This is a genomic window from Pseudomonas sp. S30_BP2TU TE3576 (assembly GCF_050436025.1).
In the GTDB taxonomy this organism is placed as follows: Bacteria; Pseudomonadota; Gammaproteobacteria; order Pseudomonadales; family Pseudomonadaceae; genus Aquipseudomonas.
This window is the reverse complement of the sequence record NZ_JBNDLK010000001.1, coordinates 2,391,880-2,407,474: the sequence shown is the minus strand read 5'-3', so window position 1 is coordinate 2,407,474 and position 15,595 is coordinate 2,391,880. Positions and strand designations below refer to the sequence as shown.

The 15,595-nt window shown below is 61.2% G+C and carries 12 protein-coding genes, 1 tRNA gene and 1 pseudogene; 11 read left to right on the top strand and 3 right to left on the bottom strand.

Going from position 1 to position 15,595, the window contains the following annotated elements:
• The first annotated feature begins 72 nt into the window (after positions 1-72).
• Positions 73-148, top strand: a tRNA-Thr gene (locus ABIA48_RS10940).
• Between the two features lie 133 nt (positions 149-281).
• Positions 282-587 (top strand): DUF6388 family protein, encoded by a 306-nt coding sequence (locus tag ABIA48_RS10935; protein ID WP_429488580.1) that lies wholly within the window; start codon positions 282-284, stop codon positions 585-587.
• 51 nt (positions 588-638) lie between these two features.
• Here the strand turns inward: ABIA48_RS10935 and nadC are convergent, their stop codons facing one another.
• Entirely contained in the window at positions 639-1,487 is an 849-nt protein-coding gene (gene nadC / locus ABIA48_RS10930) for a carboxylating nicotinate-nucleotide diphosphorylase (protein WP_429488578.1), read from the bottom strand.
• 252 nt (positions 1,488-1,739) lie between these two features.
• Here nadC and ampD point away from each other — a divergent pair, with 252 nt between their 5' ends.
• The 5 genes and pseudogenes from ampD (at position 1,740) to ABIA48_RS10905 (ending at position 6,112) form a co-directional block, all read left to right on the top strand.
• Positions 1,740-2,300: a 1,6-anhydro-N-acetylmuramyl-L-alanine amidase AmpD gene (ampD, locus tag ABIA48_RS10925; protein WP_277534495.1), complete on the top strand. Its 561-nt coding sequence runs from the start codon at positions 1,740-1,742 to the stop codon at positions 2,298-2,300.
• Positions 2,297-3,133 carry a regulatory signaling modulator protein AmpE gene (gene ampE / locus ABIA48_RS10920; RefSeq protein WP_429488576.1) on the top strand — a complete coding sequence of 279 codons (837 nt, stop codon included), beginning with the start codon at positions 2,297-2,299 and terminating at the stop codon, positions 3,131-3,133. Before ampD ends, ampE begins: the two co-directional genes overlap by 4 nt.
• A gap of 346 nt (positions 3,134-3,479) precedes the next feature.
• Positions 3,480-4,571 (top strand): annotated as a pseudogene (locus ABIA48_RS10915) (methyl-accepting chemotaxis protein); the annotation flags it as partial.
• On the top strand, positions 4,548-5,477 hold the full coding sequence (locus ABIA48_RS10910) for a methyl-accepting chemotaxis protein (protein WP_429492839.1): 930 nt from the start codon (positions 4,548-4,550) through the stop codon (positions 5,475-5,477). The pseudogene ABIA48_RS10915 and the gene ABIA48_RS10910, both read left to right, overlap by 24 nt.
• Positions 5,478-5,722: 245 nt before the next feature.
• The gene (locus ABIA48_RS10905; RefSeq protein WP_429488574.1) at positions 5,723-6,112 is read left to right on the top strand and encodes a hypothetical protein; all 390 of its coding nucleotides are present in this window, start codon (positions 5,723-5,725) and stop codon (positions 6,110-6,112) included.
• Here the strand turns inward: ABIA48_RS10905 and ABIA48_RS10900 are convergent, their stop codons facing one another.
• Positions 6,113-6,889, bottom strand: coding sequence for a TatD family hydrolase (locus ABIA48_RS10900; protein WP_429488572.1), 777 nt, complete (start codon positions 6,887-6,889; stop codon positions 6,113-6,115).
• A gap of 3 nt (positions 6,890-6,892) precedes the next feature.
• Positions 6,893-7,888, bottom strand: coding sequence for a catabolite repressor/activator (gene cra, locus ABIA48_RS10895; RefSeq protein WP_204929159.1), 996 nt, complete (start codon positions 7,886-7,888; stop codon positions 6,893-6,895).
• A 290-nt stretch (positions 7,889-8,178) separates the two neighbouring features.
• Between cra and ptsP the strand changes: the two genes are divergently transcribed.
• From ptsP to ABIA48_RS10875, 4 genes are all read left to right on the top strand, one after another.
• Positions 8,179-11,040, top strand: a complete 2,862-nt coding sequence (gene ptsP / locus ABIA48_RS10890; RefSeq protein WP_204929160.1) for a phosphoenolpyruvate--protein phosphotransferase — start codon at positions 8,179-8,181, stop codon at positions 11,038-11,040.
• The gene (gene pfkB, locus ABIA48_RS10885) at positions 11,040-11,981 is read left to right on the top strand and encodes a 1-phosphofructokinase (RefSeq protein ID WP_429488570.1); all 942 of its coding nucleotides are present in this window, start codon (positions 11,040-11,042) and stop codon (positions 11,979-11,981) included. Before ptsP ends, pfkB begins: the two co-directional genes overlap by 1 nt.
• A gap of 11 nt (positions 11,982-11,992) precedes the next feature.
• Positions 11,993-13,732 carry a PTS fructose-like transporter subunit IIB gene (locus ABIA48_RS10880; protein ID WP_429488568.1) on the top strand — a complete coding sequence of 580 codons (1,740 nt, stop codon included), beginning with the start codon at positions 11,993-11,995 and terminating at the stop codon, positions 13,730-13,732.
• A gap of 186 nt (positions 13,733-13,918) precedes the next feature.
• Positions 13,919-15,460: an alkaline phosphatase D family protein gene (locus tag ABIA48_RS10875; RefSeq protein WP_429488566.1), complete on the top strand. Its 1,542-nt coding sequence runs from the start codon at positions 13,919-13,921 to the stop codon at positions 15,458-15,460.
• The last annotated feature ends 135 nt before the right edge of the window (positions 15,461-15,595 follow it).

The following is a 15,595-nucleotide window of genomic DNA, read 5'->3' as shown; positions in this document are numbered from 1 at the left end:
TTTTTGTCTGCAGAAAATAGAGACGCTCCGGAAGTTGCCTGCCCCTGAAGTCAGTGCTAGGTTTAGCCCACCGCCCGTGTAGCTCAGCCGGTAGAGCAGCGCACTCGTAACGCGAAGGTCGCAGGTTCGATTCCTGTCTCGGGCACCAGCAAGACTTGTTTTCAGATGATCCCGAATGGTTCTGAAGGCCAGACAAACCGCGCTTCATACGGTTTTTTTGCGTCAGAGAGATCCTTGATGATCCAGATCCATCTTCCATTCCCCAGATCAACGAGAACGCCATGACAATAAAAAAATTGACCCAAGAAGCCAGACACGAAGAAGCACTGAAAAAGTACGTGCTGGATGTGCCGGATCTGATGGAAGAGATCAAGGACCTGAGTGCCGATGATCAGAAAGACCAGATTCAATGGGCGTTCGAGGACGAAGCGGAAGCCCAGGGCTTGCAGCCGTGGGAATTGACACTCAAGTACACCTCAACGCCGGAAGAATACGAAGCAGAACGCCTGAAGCTGCACAAAGAAGCTGCGGAGGTGTTGGGCGTCGGGTGGGAAGAGTACTGCGAGATGAACAATCTGGTGGTCTGACAAAAACGCCAGCCTTGATGAGGCTGGCGTTTTTTGTACGGCGAGGTTCGATCAGAGACTCAGGCGCATCGATAGATCGACCGCCTTCACATCCTTGGTCATCGCACCGATCGAAATGTAATCCACCCCGGTCTGTGCAATCGGCAGCAACGTGCTTTCGTTGATCCCGCCGCTGGCCTCCAGTTTGGCCTTGCCAGCGTTCAGACGCACGGCTTCGCGCATGTCATCCAGGCTCAGTTCGTCGAGCATGATGATATCGGCACCGGCCGCCAGCGCTTCTTTCAGTTCCTCCAGGTTTTCCACTTCAATCTCGACCGGTTTGCCCGGGGCGATCTTGTGCGCGGCGGCGATGGCCTGCGCGATGCCGCCACTGGCGGCGATGTGGTTTTCCTTGATCAGGAAGGCGTCATACAGGCCGATGCGGTGGTTGTGGCAACCGCCGCAGGTCACAGCGTACTTCTGCGCCAGGCGCAGTCCCGGCAGCGTTTTACGGGTGTCGAGCAGCTTGACCTGAGTCTCGGCGACGAAGTCCGCCAGGTATTGCGCGCGGGTTGCCACGCCGGAGAGCAATTGCAGGAAGTTCAGGGCGCTGCGTTCGCCGGTCAGCAGTGAGCGCGCCGGGCCTTCGAGGTGGAACAGCACCTGATTGGGCGTCACCCGTTCGCCGTCGGCAACCTGCCAGTGCACCGCCACCCGTGGGTCCAGTTGCCGAAACACGGTATCCACCCAGGCGGTGCCGCTGATGACAGCGGCATCACGGGTAATGATGGTGGCTTTGGCCAGGCGTTCGGCCGGGATCAACTGCGCGGTGATGTCGCCGCTGCCAATGTCTTCACGCAACGCACGGCGCACGTTGGCTTCGATTTCGGCGGTCAGATCGGCGAGACGTAGATTCGGCATAACGGACTCCACAAACAAAGTGGCTCGATTATAGGGCCATGTCAGCGACCAACCCAAGGCATCAGCGCGTTACGTTGGCGCTGGTGCCTGCATTTGGTCGAGTCCCTGACATTGTCGGCGTTGGCCGTCGATTCCGAACAAGCGCCTGTTTGAGATCGGCAACCTCAAGCGTCTCAAACGCGGCAAGTGATCGCGCCTTGGGGGATTATCGCGGCATACTGTGCCAACACAGTCGACGTTGAAGGAGTCGGTATGCAGTTGGACCCCGCGAGCGGTTGGTGTCAGGGTGTGCGTTTATGCCCTTCGCCCAACTTCAATGCGCGCCCCGAGGGCGAGATTTCCCTGCTGGTGATCCACAATATCAGTCTGCCGCCCGCGCAATTTCAGACCGGCAAGGTGCAGGAATTTTTCCAGAATCGTCTGGATGTCACGGAACATCCCTACTTTGCAGGGATCGCCGACCTTCGAGTGTCTGCGCACTTTCTGATTGAACGTGACGGCACCGTCACTCAGTTTGTCTCTTGTCTTGAGCGCGCCTGGCACGCCGGCGTCTCGTGTTTCCAGGGGCGGGAAACCTGTAACGATTTTTCCGTGGGCATCGAGCTCGAAGGCACGGATGATCTGCCGTTCACCGATGCGCAGTACAGCGCGTTGACAGCCTTGACCCGCCAGCTGCAGCAGGCGTTCACGGCGATCACCACAGAGCGCATCTGCGGGCACAGCGACATTGCACCCGGGCGCAAAACCGATCCGGGGCCGGCGTTCGACTGGGCACGCTATCGTGCAGCTCTGGCACAAGAGGAAGGGCAATGAGTTTTCTGGTGTTGCTATTGGCGGTGTGGATCGAAAAGTTCTCGGCCCTGCGCCATCGGGTTCAGCGGGACGGCGGCTGGATACACAAGCTGCACAAGCTTGAAGCCAGTCCGCGACTTTCGGGTCGGCCATGGCTGGTGTTGTCGGTAATGGTCTTGTTGCCGGTGGCGTTGCTGGGTTTGCTGCTGGTGGTCATCGAACCGGTGGCCTACGGGTTGCTGGCGCTGCCGGTCCATTTGCTGGTGGTGATTTACAGCCTCGGACGCGGTGATTTGTTGGGAGATCTCGGGCCGTTCCGCGATGCCTGGCGCCGTGAGGACCTGCAAGCCGCGGCCCATGTCGCCAAGCGCGATCTGGACATTTGCGCCGACAGTGGCGAGCAACTGCTGGAACAGGTCGAAGGGCATTTGTTGTGGGAGGCCTACCAGAGTTTTTTCGCGGTTATTTTCTGGTACTTCCTGCTGGGTCCGGTCGCAGCGTTGAGCTATCGGCTGCTGGCGCTGGCCGAAGAACACGGGAAAAGCCCTGCAGTGGTCGAGCGCGCCGGGCAATTGCGTCACGCCTTCGACTGGGTGCCAGTGCGCCTGCTGGCGGCGAGCCTTGCGTTGGTTGGCAATTTTGTCGCGGTCAGTCGGGTCATGTTGCATGAACTGTTGAACTGGAACATCAGTGCCGCGCAACTGATCGAGAAAGTCGGACTGGTGGCCGGTGAAATTCCAGCGCCGGTGGCGGGCGCAGAAGGTATCAACAATCTGGACCGCATCTGGGAGCTGCTGCTGCGTGCCGCGGTGCTCTGGTATGCCGGGTTTGCGTTGTGGACGGTCCTGCCTTAGGCCTGTAGGGAGCCAATGTGGCGAGGGGGCTTGCCCCCGTTGGGTGGCGGAGCCGCCCTATGCGATTTGACAGTTGAAACGGGGATCTACGACCTACGACTGCTGCGCAGCCGAGCGGGGCGGTGCGGCGACCCGACAAGCCCCCTCGCCACATTGAGTTCGCTTCGTATCGTACGCGGACTGCTGTCGTTAACCTTAAGTTACAAAACCTCCTGCCGATTTACGTTATACAGAGATAGCGCCGAATAGTGGCTATCTGCCGTCGGTCTGCGCCTGCCAATAAAAACAATAAAAAATCGAAGGGAGACATCCAGTGAAGAGCTTGCTCTATCCCGCTGTCGCGCTGATGAACCGCCTGAGCTTCGGCATGAAGTTCAGTCTGATCAGCGTACTGTTCCTGGTGCCGATGCTGGTGACCAACTTCTATCTGGTGCGCGACTCCTATCGTGAGTTCCACGGCACGCGTGTCGAACTGCAGAGCCTCGATCTGTTGGGCAGCAGCCTGGCGTTACGGCGCGATCTGGAAACCCTGAACAACCTGGTGCAGATCAATGTCAGCCTCGGCCAGTCCGGCAAGGCCGGCAATGTCGAATCGAAAATCAGCACACTTGAGCAAAACATTCTGACTCGCCTGCAAGGGCTGACGGCAATGACCAGCGACCCGGAGCAGGTCGCAGTGTTTGATGGCAAACGCGATGAAATGATCGCCGCGTTCAAGACCCAGCAAACGGAAAACTCCCTGCAAAGCAAAAGTGCACTGATTGGCAAGCTGGTGGGCAGCGCGCAGATTTTCAGCCAGCTCATCACCAACCAGGCCGGCCTCAGTCGCGACAACCAGAGCGACATGCGCCAGTTGAGCGAGCTCGTCACCCTTGTCACGCCGCGTGTCACCCAGATCCTGGGCGAAGGCCGGGCAATGGGCTCTTTTTCGTTGGGGCAGGGTTTCATCAACTCGGCTTCGAGTACCCGTTTCGATGAGTTGCTGGCGCAGATTGAAAAGCTCCAGGCCGAATATGGCCTGAAGTTGCAGGATGCCTTGGGCTCCAGCAAAGCCGCACGCGACACCTTGGCCGCTCAGGCCGATAGCAGCCGGGCATCCTTGAAGAAAGCCAGCGAGTTGTTCGAAGAGCAAGTGGTCATGGCCGACACCCTCGATGCGCCGTGGCAGGGCTTTTACGATCAGGTCAGTGCCCTGATGGACCAGACTTACCAACTCAACGAGGCGGTCCTGAAGTATCTCGGCCCGCAATTGCAGCAGCGGCTTGAGCAGAATCGCACGCACATGGTCTTGCAGGCCGTGGCGTTGTCAGTCGTATTTGTGTTGATCTTTTATCTCTACGGCGCTTTCTATGCTTCGACCCGCACCACGCTCAAGCGCCTGGGAGCGGTGATGGACAAGGTGGCGGCAGGCGACATGACCGTGACCTTCAGCGCCCACAGCCGCGATGAGCTGGGGGAACTGGGCGAGGTGTTCAACGGTACGGTGAAAAAAATCCATGACCTGATCGAGCGGGTGGGGCAGAACGTCAGCGAAGTCGAGCGTCAGGCCGGGCAGGTGGAGAGCGTTTCCGCGCAGAGCAACCAGGCCGTCGCCGGGCAGCGCACGCAGATCGAACAAGTGGCCACGGCCATGAACCAGATGTCGGCTACTTCCCAGGAAGTCGCGCGCAGTGCCGCGGCGGCGGTGAGCAGTGCCCACAGTGTCAACGATGAGACCATCAGTGGGCGCGGTCTGGTGGAGTCTCAGCAGGGCAGCATTGCCGCGCTGGCCAGCGAGATCGATCAATCGGTACTGGTGATCAATCAACTGGCCAACGACAGCCAGTCCATCAGCCGCGTTCTGGAAGTGATCAAGAGTATCGCCGAGCAGACCAACCTGCTGGCACTCAATGCCGCTATCGAAGCAGCACGGGCCGGTGAACAGGGGCGTGGTTTCGCCGTGGTAGCCGATGAAGTCCGGACCCTGGCCAAGCGTACCCAGCAATCGACCGAAGAAATCGAACAGATGATCGCCAAGCTCCATGGCGGTGTCGGCGCAGCGGTCAAGGCCATGGGCACCAGCCATGAAATGGCCAACGGCACGGTGGGGCAGTCGGAAAAGGTCCAGCAGGCGCTGGAAAACATTCTGGGGGCGGTTGGCATGATCGTCGACCAGAACCAGCAGATTGCCGCCGCGGTGGAGCAACAAACCGCTGTGGCCCACGACATCGACCAGAACATCGTCGAGATCAATCGCGCCGGCGAGCGTACTGCTGAAGGTGCGCATCAGACTGAAGATGCCAGTCGGGCGTTGTCGGCCCAGGTCGTGGAGTTGAAACAGTTGATCAGTGCATTCCGGGTTTGAATGTCTCCTCGGGACCCAGTGGGAGCGGGCTTGCCCGCGAAGACGGCGGCACATCCAACATTAATGTGACTGAACGATCGCTTTCGCGGGCAAGCCCGCTCCGACAGGTTGTGGTGTACTGTCGGAAAGTTTCGTAATACTTTATCCCTTTCCGCGTGGGAGCCCTCCTGATTCCCACCGTGCGCTGGATTTTGGATTTCAATCAAGGAAGAGTGACGCGGCTTATTTCATGGAGGAACTTGGTTATGTCTGTTGCAACATCAGGAGTCCTGGGACGCTGTGCGCATTGTCGGCGCACATTGCTGCTTCAACCCTGGCAACTTAACGCCATCGCGATAAATGAAGCGTTTGCCTGTGCCCACTGCCAGAAACACCTCAGGTTACGTTGTCCGGAACAGTTCAAGCGCTTCAAGTCGCTCGACTCTTTTTCGCTGTTGCGCGCCAGCCTGCGGTTGATGGTCTGCACCGCGTTGCTGGTGGCGTTGGTGATGGAGTGGCTGGGAATGCTCAGCGTCATCGAACAGCTGAATGTTTCGCTGATCGCCATATTCGTGTACTTCGCGGTGGTCCGTTACTTCCGCCGACGCCAGCACCTGACGCTGATCCTGGAAGCCGCCAGGGCTCACGCCGACTGATTACCAGCCGAACACTGCGCAGCTGTTGGCGGTGCTGGCAGCCGCCAGTTGTTCCGGGCTGATCGCCATCCGTTGCGCCAGTGCCTCGCAGATCGCCGGCAAGTGTGCCGGGCTGTTGCGCTGGCCTGGAAACATGGCCGGGGCCATGTCCGGCGAGTCGGTTTCCAGCACCACCGAATCCAGTGGCAGTTCGCCGAGCACGCGGTGCATACGCAGCGCCTGCGGCCAGGTCGGGGCGCCGCCAAGGCCGAGTTTGAAGCCGAGCTTGATGTATTCCCGCGCCTCTTCCAGGCTGCCGGCGAAGGCGTGGATGATGCCGGCCCGTTTCAGGCGAAACCGTTTGAGCGTGGCAATCACCGCCGCATGGCTACGTCGCACATGGATCAATGCCGGAAGTTCGAAATCCGCCGCCAGTTGCAATTGTGCATCGAACAATACCTGCTGACGGTCGCGGTCCAGGGTTTCGATGAAGTAATCCAGGCCGATCTCGCCTACTGCGCACAGTTGCCGATGACCGGCCAGACGTGTCAGCCAGTCACCCAGTTCGCTCAAGTGTTGCGGGCGATGATCGTCCAGGTACACCGGATGCAAACCGAACGCGGCGTGCAGGTCGGGGTCGCTCTGCACCAGCTCCCAGACCCGCTGCCAATTGGCCTGATAAACCCCCAGCACCACGATCCGTCGCACCCCGAGGGCGCGGCTTTCGGCCAGCAGCGCCTGACGATCGGCGTCGAAGTCCGGAAAATCCAGATGGGTGTGGGTGTCGATCAGTTCCACGGTTCAATCCTGGAGAATACGCTGCTTGAACGTCCGTGCGATGGCTTGCACGCCGGGCCGGTAATCCGACTGCTCGATGGCTGCCAGGGCCAGTGCGAGGGCCTTGTCGGCGATCAACTGGTGTTGCTGGGCCATGGCATTGACCGGCAGCGGCAGGAAGTCCAGCAACTGGGTATCGCCGAACGTGCCGAGGCGCAACGGGCGGTTTTTCAGCGGGAAGTCGTGCAGCGCATCGAACACGCCCTGAAGCAGCACGTAGGATGTGGTCACCAGTGCATCGGGCAAATGGCCCAGGCGCAGCAGCAGCTCTTCCATCAATTGTTTACCGCACTCGCGGCTGAAGGATTCACCTTCTTCGATCAGCACCTCACCATTGAATCCGGCGAGGGCCTCTTTGAAGCCTGCGGTACGTTCCCGGCTGATGCTCAGCTCCGGGCGGGCGCCGATCAGCGCGATCTGCCTGGGCAGCGGCTCCAGCAGGCTGCGGGTCAGTTGCAGGCTGGCCTCGCGGTCGTCGCTGATCACCGAGCAGAAGTGCTCGGGTTCCATGACCCGGTCGATGGCGATGATCGGAATGCCCTTGGCCTGCAACTGGCGATAGCTGTCGTCGCCAGCCGGCAGGCAACTGGCAACGATCAGTGCGTCGCAGCGCCGGGCGCGGAACAGTTGCAGCAATTGCCGTTCGCTGTCTGGTGCATCGTCGGAACTGGCGATCAGCAACTGATAACCCCGGGCCCGTGCGCCTTGCTCCAGTAATTTGGCAATTCGTGCGTAACTGGGGTTTTCCAGATCCGGCAGAATGAACCCCAGCGTGCGCGTGTGTCGGCTGCGCAAACCGGCGGCTTGTGGGTTAGGTGTGAAGCCATGTTGTTCGACGACCGCACGCACGCGTTCGACGGTGGCGCTGCTGATGCGCTGCTGTTCGGCCTTGCCATTGATGACATAGCTGGCGGTGGTGACGGACACACCGGCCAACTGGGCGATATCACTGAGTTTCAACCCGCTGTTTCCTTGTTTTTTCGAGGTTGCCTCGACATTTTCGTCAATCCTAACCGATTCAGGCAGGCGACCATTGTCGTAACGCATCCGACAAGTTGGGCTTCAAGGATGGGACATTATCGAGTAACGTGCCATTCATTCTAGATTAAACGTTTCAGCAGGCGTATTTTCTACGTTACAGGTGCCTTTGGCCGGTTCTGCCGTGAAACCGCCAAAAGCGATGATCAAGCGCCTGAGCTGATTCATTCAAAACAATACCTGGTGCCCCAAGGCGCCAAAAAGGAGAAAGCATGCTCGAGCTCACTGTAGAGCAGATTTCCATGGGCCAGTCGGCTGTGGACAAGTCCGCAGCGCTGCAATTGCTGGCCCGGCATCTGGTCGTCGACGGCCTGGTTGCCGAGGGTTATCTCGCCGGATTGCAGGCGCGGGAAGCCCAGGGCTCGACCTTTCTCGGTCAAGGCATTGCCATCCCCCACGGTACGCCCGAAACCCGCGACCAGGTGTTCACTACCGGTGTGCGCCTGATGCAGTTCCCTGACGGCGTGGACTGGGGCGACGGTCATATCGTTTACCTGGCGATCGGTATCGCCGCCAAATCCGATGAACACCTGCGTCTGTTGCAATTGCTCACCCGCGCCCTCGGCGAGACGGACCTGGGCCAGGCCCTGCGCCGCGCCGGGTCCGCCGAAGCATTGCTGAAGTTGCTGCAAGGCGCGCCGCAGGAACTGGCGCTGGATGCGCAGATGATCGGCCTCGGTGTGGCGGCCGAAGATTTCGAGGAGCTGGTCTGGCGCGGGGCGCGTTTGTTGCGTCAGGCCGACTGCGTGAGCAACGGTTTCTCCGCCGTGCTGCAGCAGGTTGAAGCACTGCCCCTGGGCGATGGCCTGTGGTGGCTGCACAGCGAGCAGACGGTGAAGCGCCCCGGCCTGGCCTTCGTTACCCCGGATAAACCGCTGCGTTACCTCGGCCAACCCCTTAATGGACTGTTCTGCCTGGCCAGCCTCGGTGAGGCCCATCAAGCCCTGCTCGAGCGCCTGTGCGCGCTGTTGATCGAAGGGCGTGGTCATGAATTGGGGCACGCCACCAGCAGCCGCAAAGTCCTCGAGGTGCTCGGTGGTGAAGTGCCCGCCGACTGGCCCAGTGCGCGAATTGCGTTGGCCAACGCCCACGGCTTGCATGCGCGCCCGGCGAAAATCCTCGCGCAACTGGCAAAGAGTTTTGACGGTGAAATCCGCGTGCGCATTGTCGATGGTCACGACAGCGCGGTGTCGGTGAAGAGCCTGAGCAAACTGCTCAGCCTCGGCGCCCGTCGCGGGCAGGTCCTGGAAATCATCGCCGAGCCGGGCATTGCGGCTGATGCGTTGCCGGCCTTGCTGGCCGCCATCGAAGAAGGCCTGGGCGAAGAAGTCGAACCGCTGCCGCCGGTCAGCCAGGCACGCGAAATCGTTGCCGATATGGCCGAAGTGGTCCTCGCCCCGATATCGGGCAGCGTGGTTCAGGCGATTGCCGCCGCGCCGGGGATCGCCATTGGGCCGGCGCATATTCAAGTGCTGCAAGCCATCGATTACCCGTTGCGCGGAGAGTCCGCCGCCATCGAGCGTGAACGTCTCAAGCTCGCCCTGGCGCAGGTGCGTCGCGACATCCAGGGCTTGATCGAGCGCAGCAAAAGCAAAGCCATTCGCGAAATCTTCATCACCCACCAAGAGATGCTCGACGACCCGGAACTGACCGATGAGGTCGACACGCGCCTCAAGCAGGGCGAAAGCGCCGAGGCGGCGTGGATGGTTGTGATTGAAGCGGCGGCCCGGCAGCAGGAAGCGTTGCAGGACGCCTTGCTCGCCGAGCGTGCTGCCGACTTGCGCGACATCGGGCGTCGGGTGTTGATGCAGCTCTGTGGCATCGAAACCCCGAGCGAACCGGATCAGCCGTACATCCTGGTGATGGACGAGGTCGGTCCGTCCGACGTCGCGCGTCTCGATCCGGCACGTGTGGCGGGGATTCTCACCGCCCGGGGTGGCGCTACGGCACACAGTGCGATTGTTGCCCGGGCCCTGGGTATTCCGGCCCTGGTCGGCGCCGGCCCCGGCGTGTTGCTGCTGGCACCGGGTACGCCGTTGCTGCTCGATGGCCAGCGTGGGCGTCTGCATGTGGACGCTGACGCGGCGACCTTGCAGCGCGCCACGGCCGAACGCGATACCCGCGAGCAACGCTTGAAGGCAGCAGCTGAGCGGCGTCATCAACCGGCATTGACCAGCGATGGCCACGCCGTCGAAGTGTTCGCCAACATTGGTGAAAGCGCCGGTGTGGCTGGCGCGGTGGAGCAGGGCGCCGAAGGCATTGGCCTGTTGCGCACCGAACTGATTTTCATGGCCCACCCGCAAGCGCCCGACGAGGCGACCCAGGAAGCCGAGTACCGCCGTGTCCTCGACGGTCTGGCCGGGCGGCCGCTGGTGGTGCGCACCCTCGATGTCGGTGGCGACAAACCATTGCCGTACTGGCCGATTGCGCAGGAAGAAAACCCGTTCCTCGGCGTGCGCGGTATTCGCCTGACCTTGCAACGCCCGCAGATCATGGAAGCGCAACTGCGCGCCTTGCTGCGGGCCGCCGACAACCGTCCGCTGCGGATCATGTTCCCGATGGTCGGCAGCGTTGACGAGTGGCGCCAGGCCCGTGACATGACCGAACGTCTACGCCTGGAAATCCCGGTTGCCGACCTGCAACTGGGGATTATGATCGAAGTGCCGTCGGCGGCATTGCTGGCGCCGGTGCTTGCCAGGGAGGTCGACTTTTTCAGCGTCGGTACCAATGACCTGACGCAATACACCCTGGCCATCGACCGTGGCCATCCGACGCTGTCGGCCCAGGCCGATGGCTTGCATCCGGCGGTGCTGCAACTGATCGACATCACCGTGCGCGCAGCCCATGCCCACGGCAAATGGGTCGGTGTGTGCGGTGAGCTGGCGGCCGACCCGCTGGCGGTGCCGGTGCTGGTCGGCCTCGGGGTGGACGAGCTCAGCGTTGGGGCTCGCAGCATTGCCGAGGTCAAGGCGCGGATTCGTGAACTAGGCTTCACTCAGACTCAAACCCTTGCCCGACAGGCCTTGGCCGTGGGCAGCGCCAATGAAGTACGTGCACTAGTGGAGGCCCTGTAATGGCCCGGATTCTCACCCTGACCCTCAATCCCGCGCTGGACCTGACCGTGCAGTTGCCGCGCCTTGAAGCCGGCCAGGTCAACCGCAGCGACGTGATGCACACCCACGCCGCCGGCAAAGGCGTGAACGTGGCGCAAGTGCTGGCGGACCTCGGGCATCAGTTGACCGTCAGTGGATTCCTTGGCGAAGACAACCTGCAAGCGTTCGAAACGCTGTTCGCCAAACGCGGTTTTGTCGACGCTTTCATCCGCGTTCCCGGGGAAACCCGCAGCAACATCAAACTGGCGGAAAGCGACGGCCGCATCACCGACATCAACGGGCCGGGGCCGCAGGTCAGCGAAGCGGCGCAGCAGGCCTTGATGGATCGACTGGAGCAGATTGCCCCGGGGCACGATGCGGTGGTGGTCGCCGGGAGCTTGCCGTTGGGCGTCAGCGCGCAGTGGTTGCAGGCGTTGATTTTGCGCTTGAAACAACTGGGTCTGAACGTCGCCCTCGACACCAGCGGCGATGCGTTGCGCGCAGCGCTGAAAGCGGGACCCTGGCTGATCAAACCCAACACTGAAGAGCTGGCCGAGGTGCTGGACTGCGAGGTCGTGTCGGTCAGTGCCCAGGCCACAGCGGCGGAGCGATTGCACGCCCAAGGTATAGAGCATGTGGTGATCTCCCACGGTGCCGATGGGGTGAACTGGTTCAGCGTCGGCTCGGCGCTGCATGCCACGCCACCCAAAGTCAGCGTCGCCAGCACGGTGGGCGCGGGTGATTCGTTGCTGGCGGGGATGCTCCACGGTTTGCTCAGCGCCGATACGCCGGAGCAGACCTTGCGCACCGCCACGGCGATTGCCGCGATGGCAGTGACCCAGATCGGATTCGGCATTGGCGATGCGGCGCAACTGGCGCAGCTCGAACAGGGTGTGCGCGTGCGTCCCCTGACAGAACAATAAGAGGGTTTGTCATGAAGTTAGCCATCATTACGGCCTGCCCGAACGGCATGGTCACCAGTGTGCTGTGTGCCCGGTTGCTCGATGCTGCGGCCCAGCGTCAGGGCTGGAGCACCAGTGTCGAAGTCACCGATGCCGCGCATCCCGAAAAGCAATTGTCGGCGGCCACCCTCGAAGCGGCCGAGTGGGTGCTGCTGGTGACCAGCGCGCCGGTGGACATGTCACGGTTTGTCGGTAAGCGGGTGTTCCAGAGTACCCCGGCCCAGGCCCTGCAAGACGTGGACGCCGTGCTGCGGCGCGGTGCGCAGGAAGCGCAGGTTTACACCGCTTGCGAAGCTGTCATCGAGCCCATTGCGGTTGTCCAAAACACGCCGCGACTGGTGGCCGTCACCGCGTGCCCGACGGGCGTAGCCCACACGTTCATGGCTGCCGAAGCCTTGCAGCAAGCGGCCAAGCGCCTGGGCTACGATCTGCAGGTGGAAACCCAGGGCTCGGTCGGCGCACGCAATCCATTGAGCGCGCAAGCGATCGCCGAGGCCGATGTGGTGCTGCTGGCGGCCGATATCGAAGTCGCCACCGAGCGTTTCGCCGGCAAGAAAATCTATCGTTGTGGCACTGGCATTGCCCTCAAGCAAGCCGAAGCGACCTTGAACAAAGCCTTGGCCGAAGGCCAGCAGGAAAGCGCTTCGAGCAGCGCCAAGGGCCCAGCCAAATCAGAGAAAACCGGCGCCTATAAACACCTGCTGACCGGTGTGTCATTCATGTTGCCGATGGTGGTGGCCGGCGGCTTGATGATCGCCCTGTCGTTCGTATTTGGCATCACCGCATTCAAGGAGCAGGGCACGCTGGCGGCGGCGTTGATGCAGATCGGTGGCGACACCGCGTTCAAGCTGATGGTGCCGCTGCTGGCAGGCTATATCGCCTATTCCATCGCTGACCGTCCGGGCCTCGCGCCGGGGATGATCGGTGGTCTGCTGGCGAGCACCCTGGGCGCAGGCTTTATCGGCGGGATCATTGCCGGTTTTCTGGCCGGTTATGCGGCCAAGGCGATCAACCGTTATGCGCGTTTGCCGCAAAGCCTTGAGGCGCTGAAACCGATCCTGATCATCCCGTTGCTGGCGAGTCTGTTCACCGGTCTGGTGATGATCTACGTGGTCGGAAAACCGGTCGCCGGCATGCTCGCCGGCCTCACGCATTTCCTCGACAGCATGGGCACCACCAACGCGATTCTGCTGGGTGTGTTGCTGGGAGGGATGATGTGCGTCGACCTCGGCGGACCGATCAACAAAGCCGCCTATGCGTTCTCTGTCGGGCTGCTGGCATCGCAGAGTTACGCGCCGATGGCGGCGACCATGGCCGCCGGCATGGTGCCGCCGATTGGCCTGGGCATTGCCACGTTCATTGCCCGACGCAAGTTCGCCCAGACCGAACGCGAAGCCGGTAAAGCAGCGCTGGTGCTGGGGCTGTGTTTCATTTCCGAAGGGGCGATTCCGTTTGCGGCGAAAGATCCGTTGCGGGTGATTCCGGCGAGCATCGCCGGCGGTGCGCTGACCGGTGCGTTGTCGATGTATTTCGGCTGCAAATTGATGGCGCCCCACGGTGGGTTGTTCGTGCTGGCGATCCCGAATGCGATCAACCATGCACTGCTGTATCTGCTGGCGATTGTCGCGGGAAGTCTGTTGACGGCGGTGGTGTATGCGCTGGTCAAGCGGCCGGAAGATGTGGAGTTGGCGGTAGAACCCGTCACAGCCTGACACCTGCCCCCCTGTGGGAGCGAGCTTGCTCGCGATAGCGGTCGTTCAGCCAACATATTTGTTGAGTATGAATCCGTCATCGCGAGCAAGCTCGCTCTCACAAGGGATCTGTGGTGTTGGCGGGATCTGTGTCATGCCAGGGTCATAGGTCCATGCTTTAGTTTTTCCTTTTTCAGGGAGAACACCATGAGCGATTTCAACCTCGGGCGCCGTCGTGTCATGCAGGCGGTCGGCGCCGGATTGCTGCTGCCGGGGCTGGCGCCGGCGGTGATCGCTTCGGTCAAGGATCGGCCGCAACTCACCGACGGCGTGCAGTCCGGCGACCTGCTGGGCGACCGTGCGATCATCTGGAGCCGCTGCGACCGCCCCGCACGGATGGTGGTGGAGTGGGACACCCGAAGCCTGTTTCCCAACCCTCGACGATTCGTCTCGCCCCTGGCCGATGCGCGCACCGATTTCACTGCCCGGGTCGAACTCACCGGGTTGCCCGCCGACCAGGCGATTTTCTATCGCGTGCAGTTCGAAGACGCCCAGAGCGGCGTTGCCAGCGAACCCTGGTTCGGTCACTTGCGCAGCGTGCCCCAAACCCGCCGTGACATCCGTTTTGTCTGGAGTGGCGACACCGTCGGCCAGGGCTTCGGCATCAACCCGGACATTGGCGGCATGCGCATCTACGAAGCAATGCGCCGGCGTTTGCCGGACTTTTTTATCCACAGCGGCGACACCATTTACGCCGACGGCCCGATCCCGGCGCAGCTCACCACGGAAGGCGGCCGGGTATGGCGCAACATCACCACCGAGGCCAAGAGCAAAGTCGCCGAAACCCTTGATGAGTATCGCGGCAACTATCGCTACAACCTGATGGACGAAAACATCCGTCGCTTCAACGCCGAGGTCCCGCAGATCTGGCAATGGGACGACCACGAAGTGGTGAACAACTGGTCGCCAGGCAAACAGCTGGATGCGCGTTACCAGGACAAAGATATCCACAGCCTGGTGGACCGCGCACGCCAGGCCTGGCTCGAGTATGCACCGATGCGCTTGCAGAGCGCCGATGGCGGCGGGCGGATCTATCGCAAGCTGGGCTACGGGCCGCTGCTCGATGTGTTCGTGCTCGACATGCGCAGCTATCGCGGCGCCAACGATGACAATCTTGGCGCTGAAAAACCGTTCCTCGGGCGTGCGCAACTGGACTGGCTCAAACGCGAAATGCAGGCCTCGAACGCGCAATGGAAAGTGATCGCCGCCGACATGCCCATTGGCCTCGGCGTGCCTGACGGCGAGGTCAGCCCCGGTGTCGCGCGCTGGGAAGCCGTGGCCAACGGTGACCCGGGGCCGGCCCAGGGGCGTGAACTGGAAGTCGCCGAACTGCTCGGTTTCCTGCGAGCGCAGAAGGTGCGCAATTTCCTCTTCCTGACTGCGGATGTGCATTACTGCGCGGCCCATCATTACCACCCGGATCGGGCGGCGTTTCAGGATTTCGAACCGTTCTGGGAGTTCGTCGCCGGACCTTTGAATGCAGGCAGTTTCGGGCCTAATCCGCTGGACAAGACCTTCGGCCCCGAAGTGGTGTTCGAAAAGGCGCCACCCGCGCAGAACGTCTCGCCGTTTGCCGGGTTTCAGTTTTTTGGCGAGGTGAATATCGATGGGCAGAGCGGGGAGTTGAGTGTGGTGTTGCGCGATCTGGACGGGGTCAGTGTGTTTGAACAGAAGTTGCAGTCGATGTAAAAAGTGGTCAATTGTTCAGCTGATTACAGAACTTGCCAGGTTAAGAGTTGTGCGATTGATGACCCGTTAATATATATACCTATCATTTCTGGCAGGTGTTTTTTGGTGAGTTTCTTATTTATGCTTCAAGCTTGA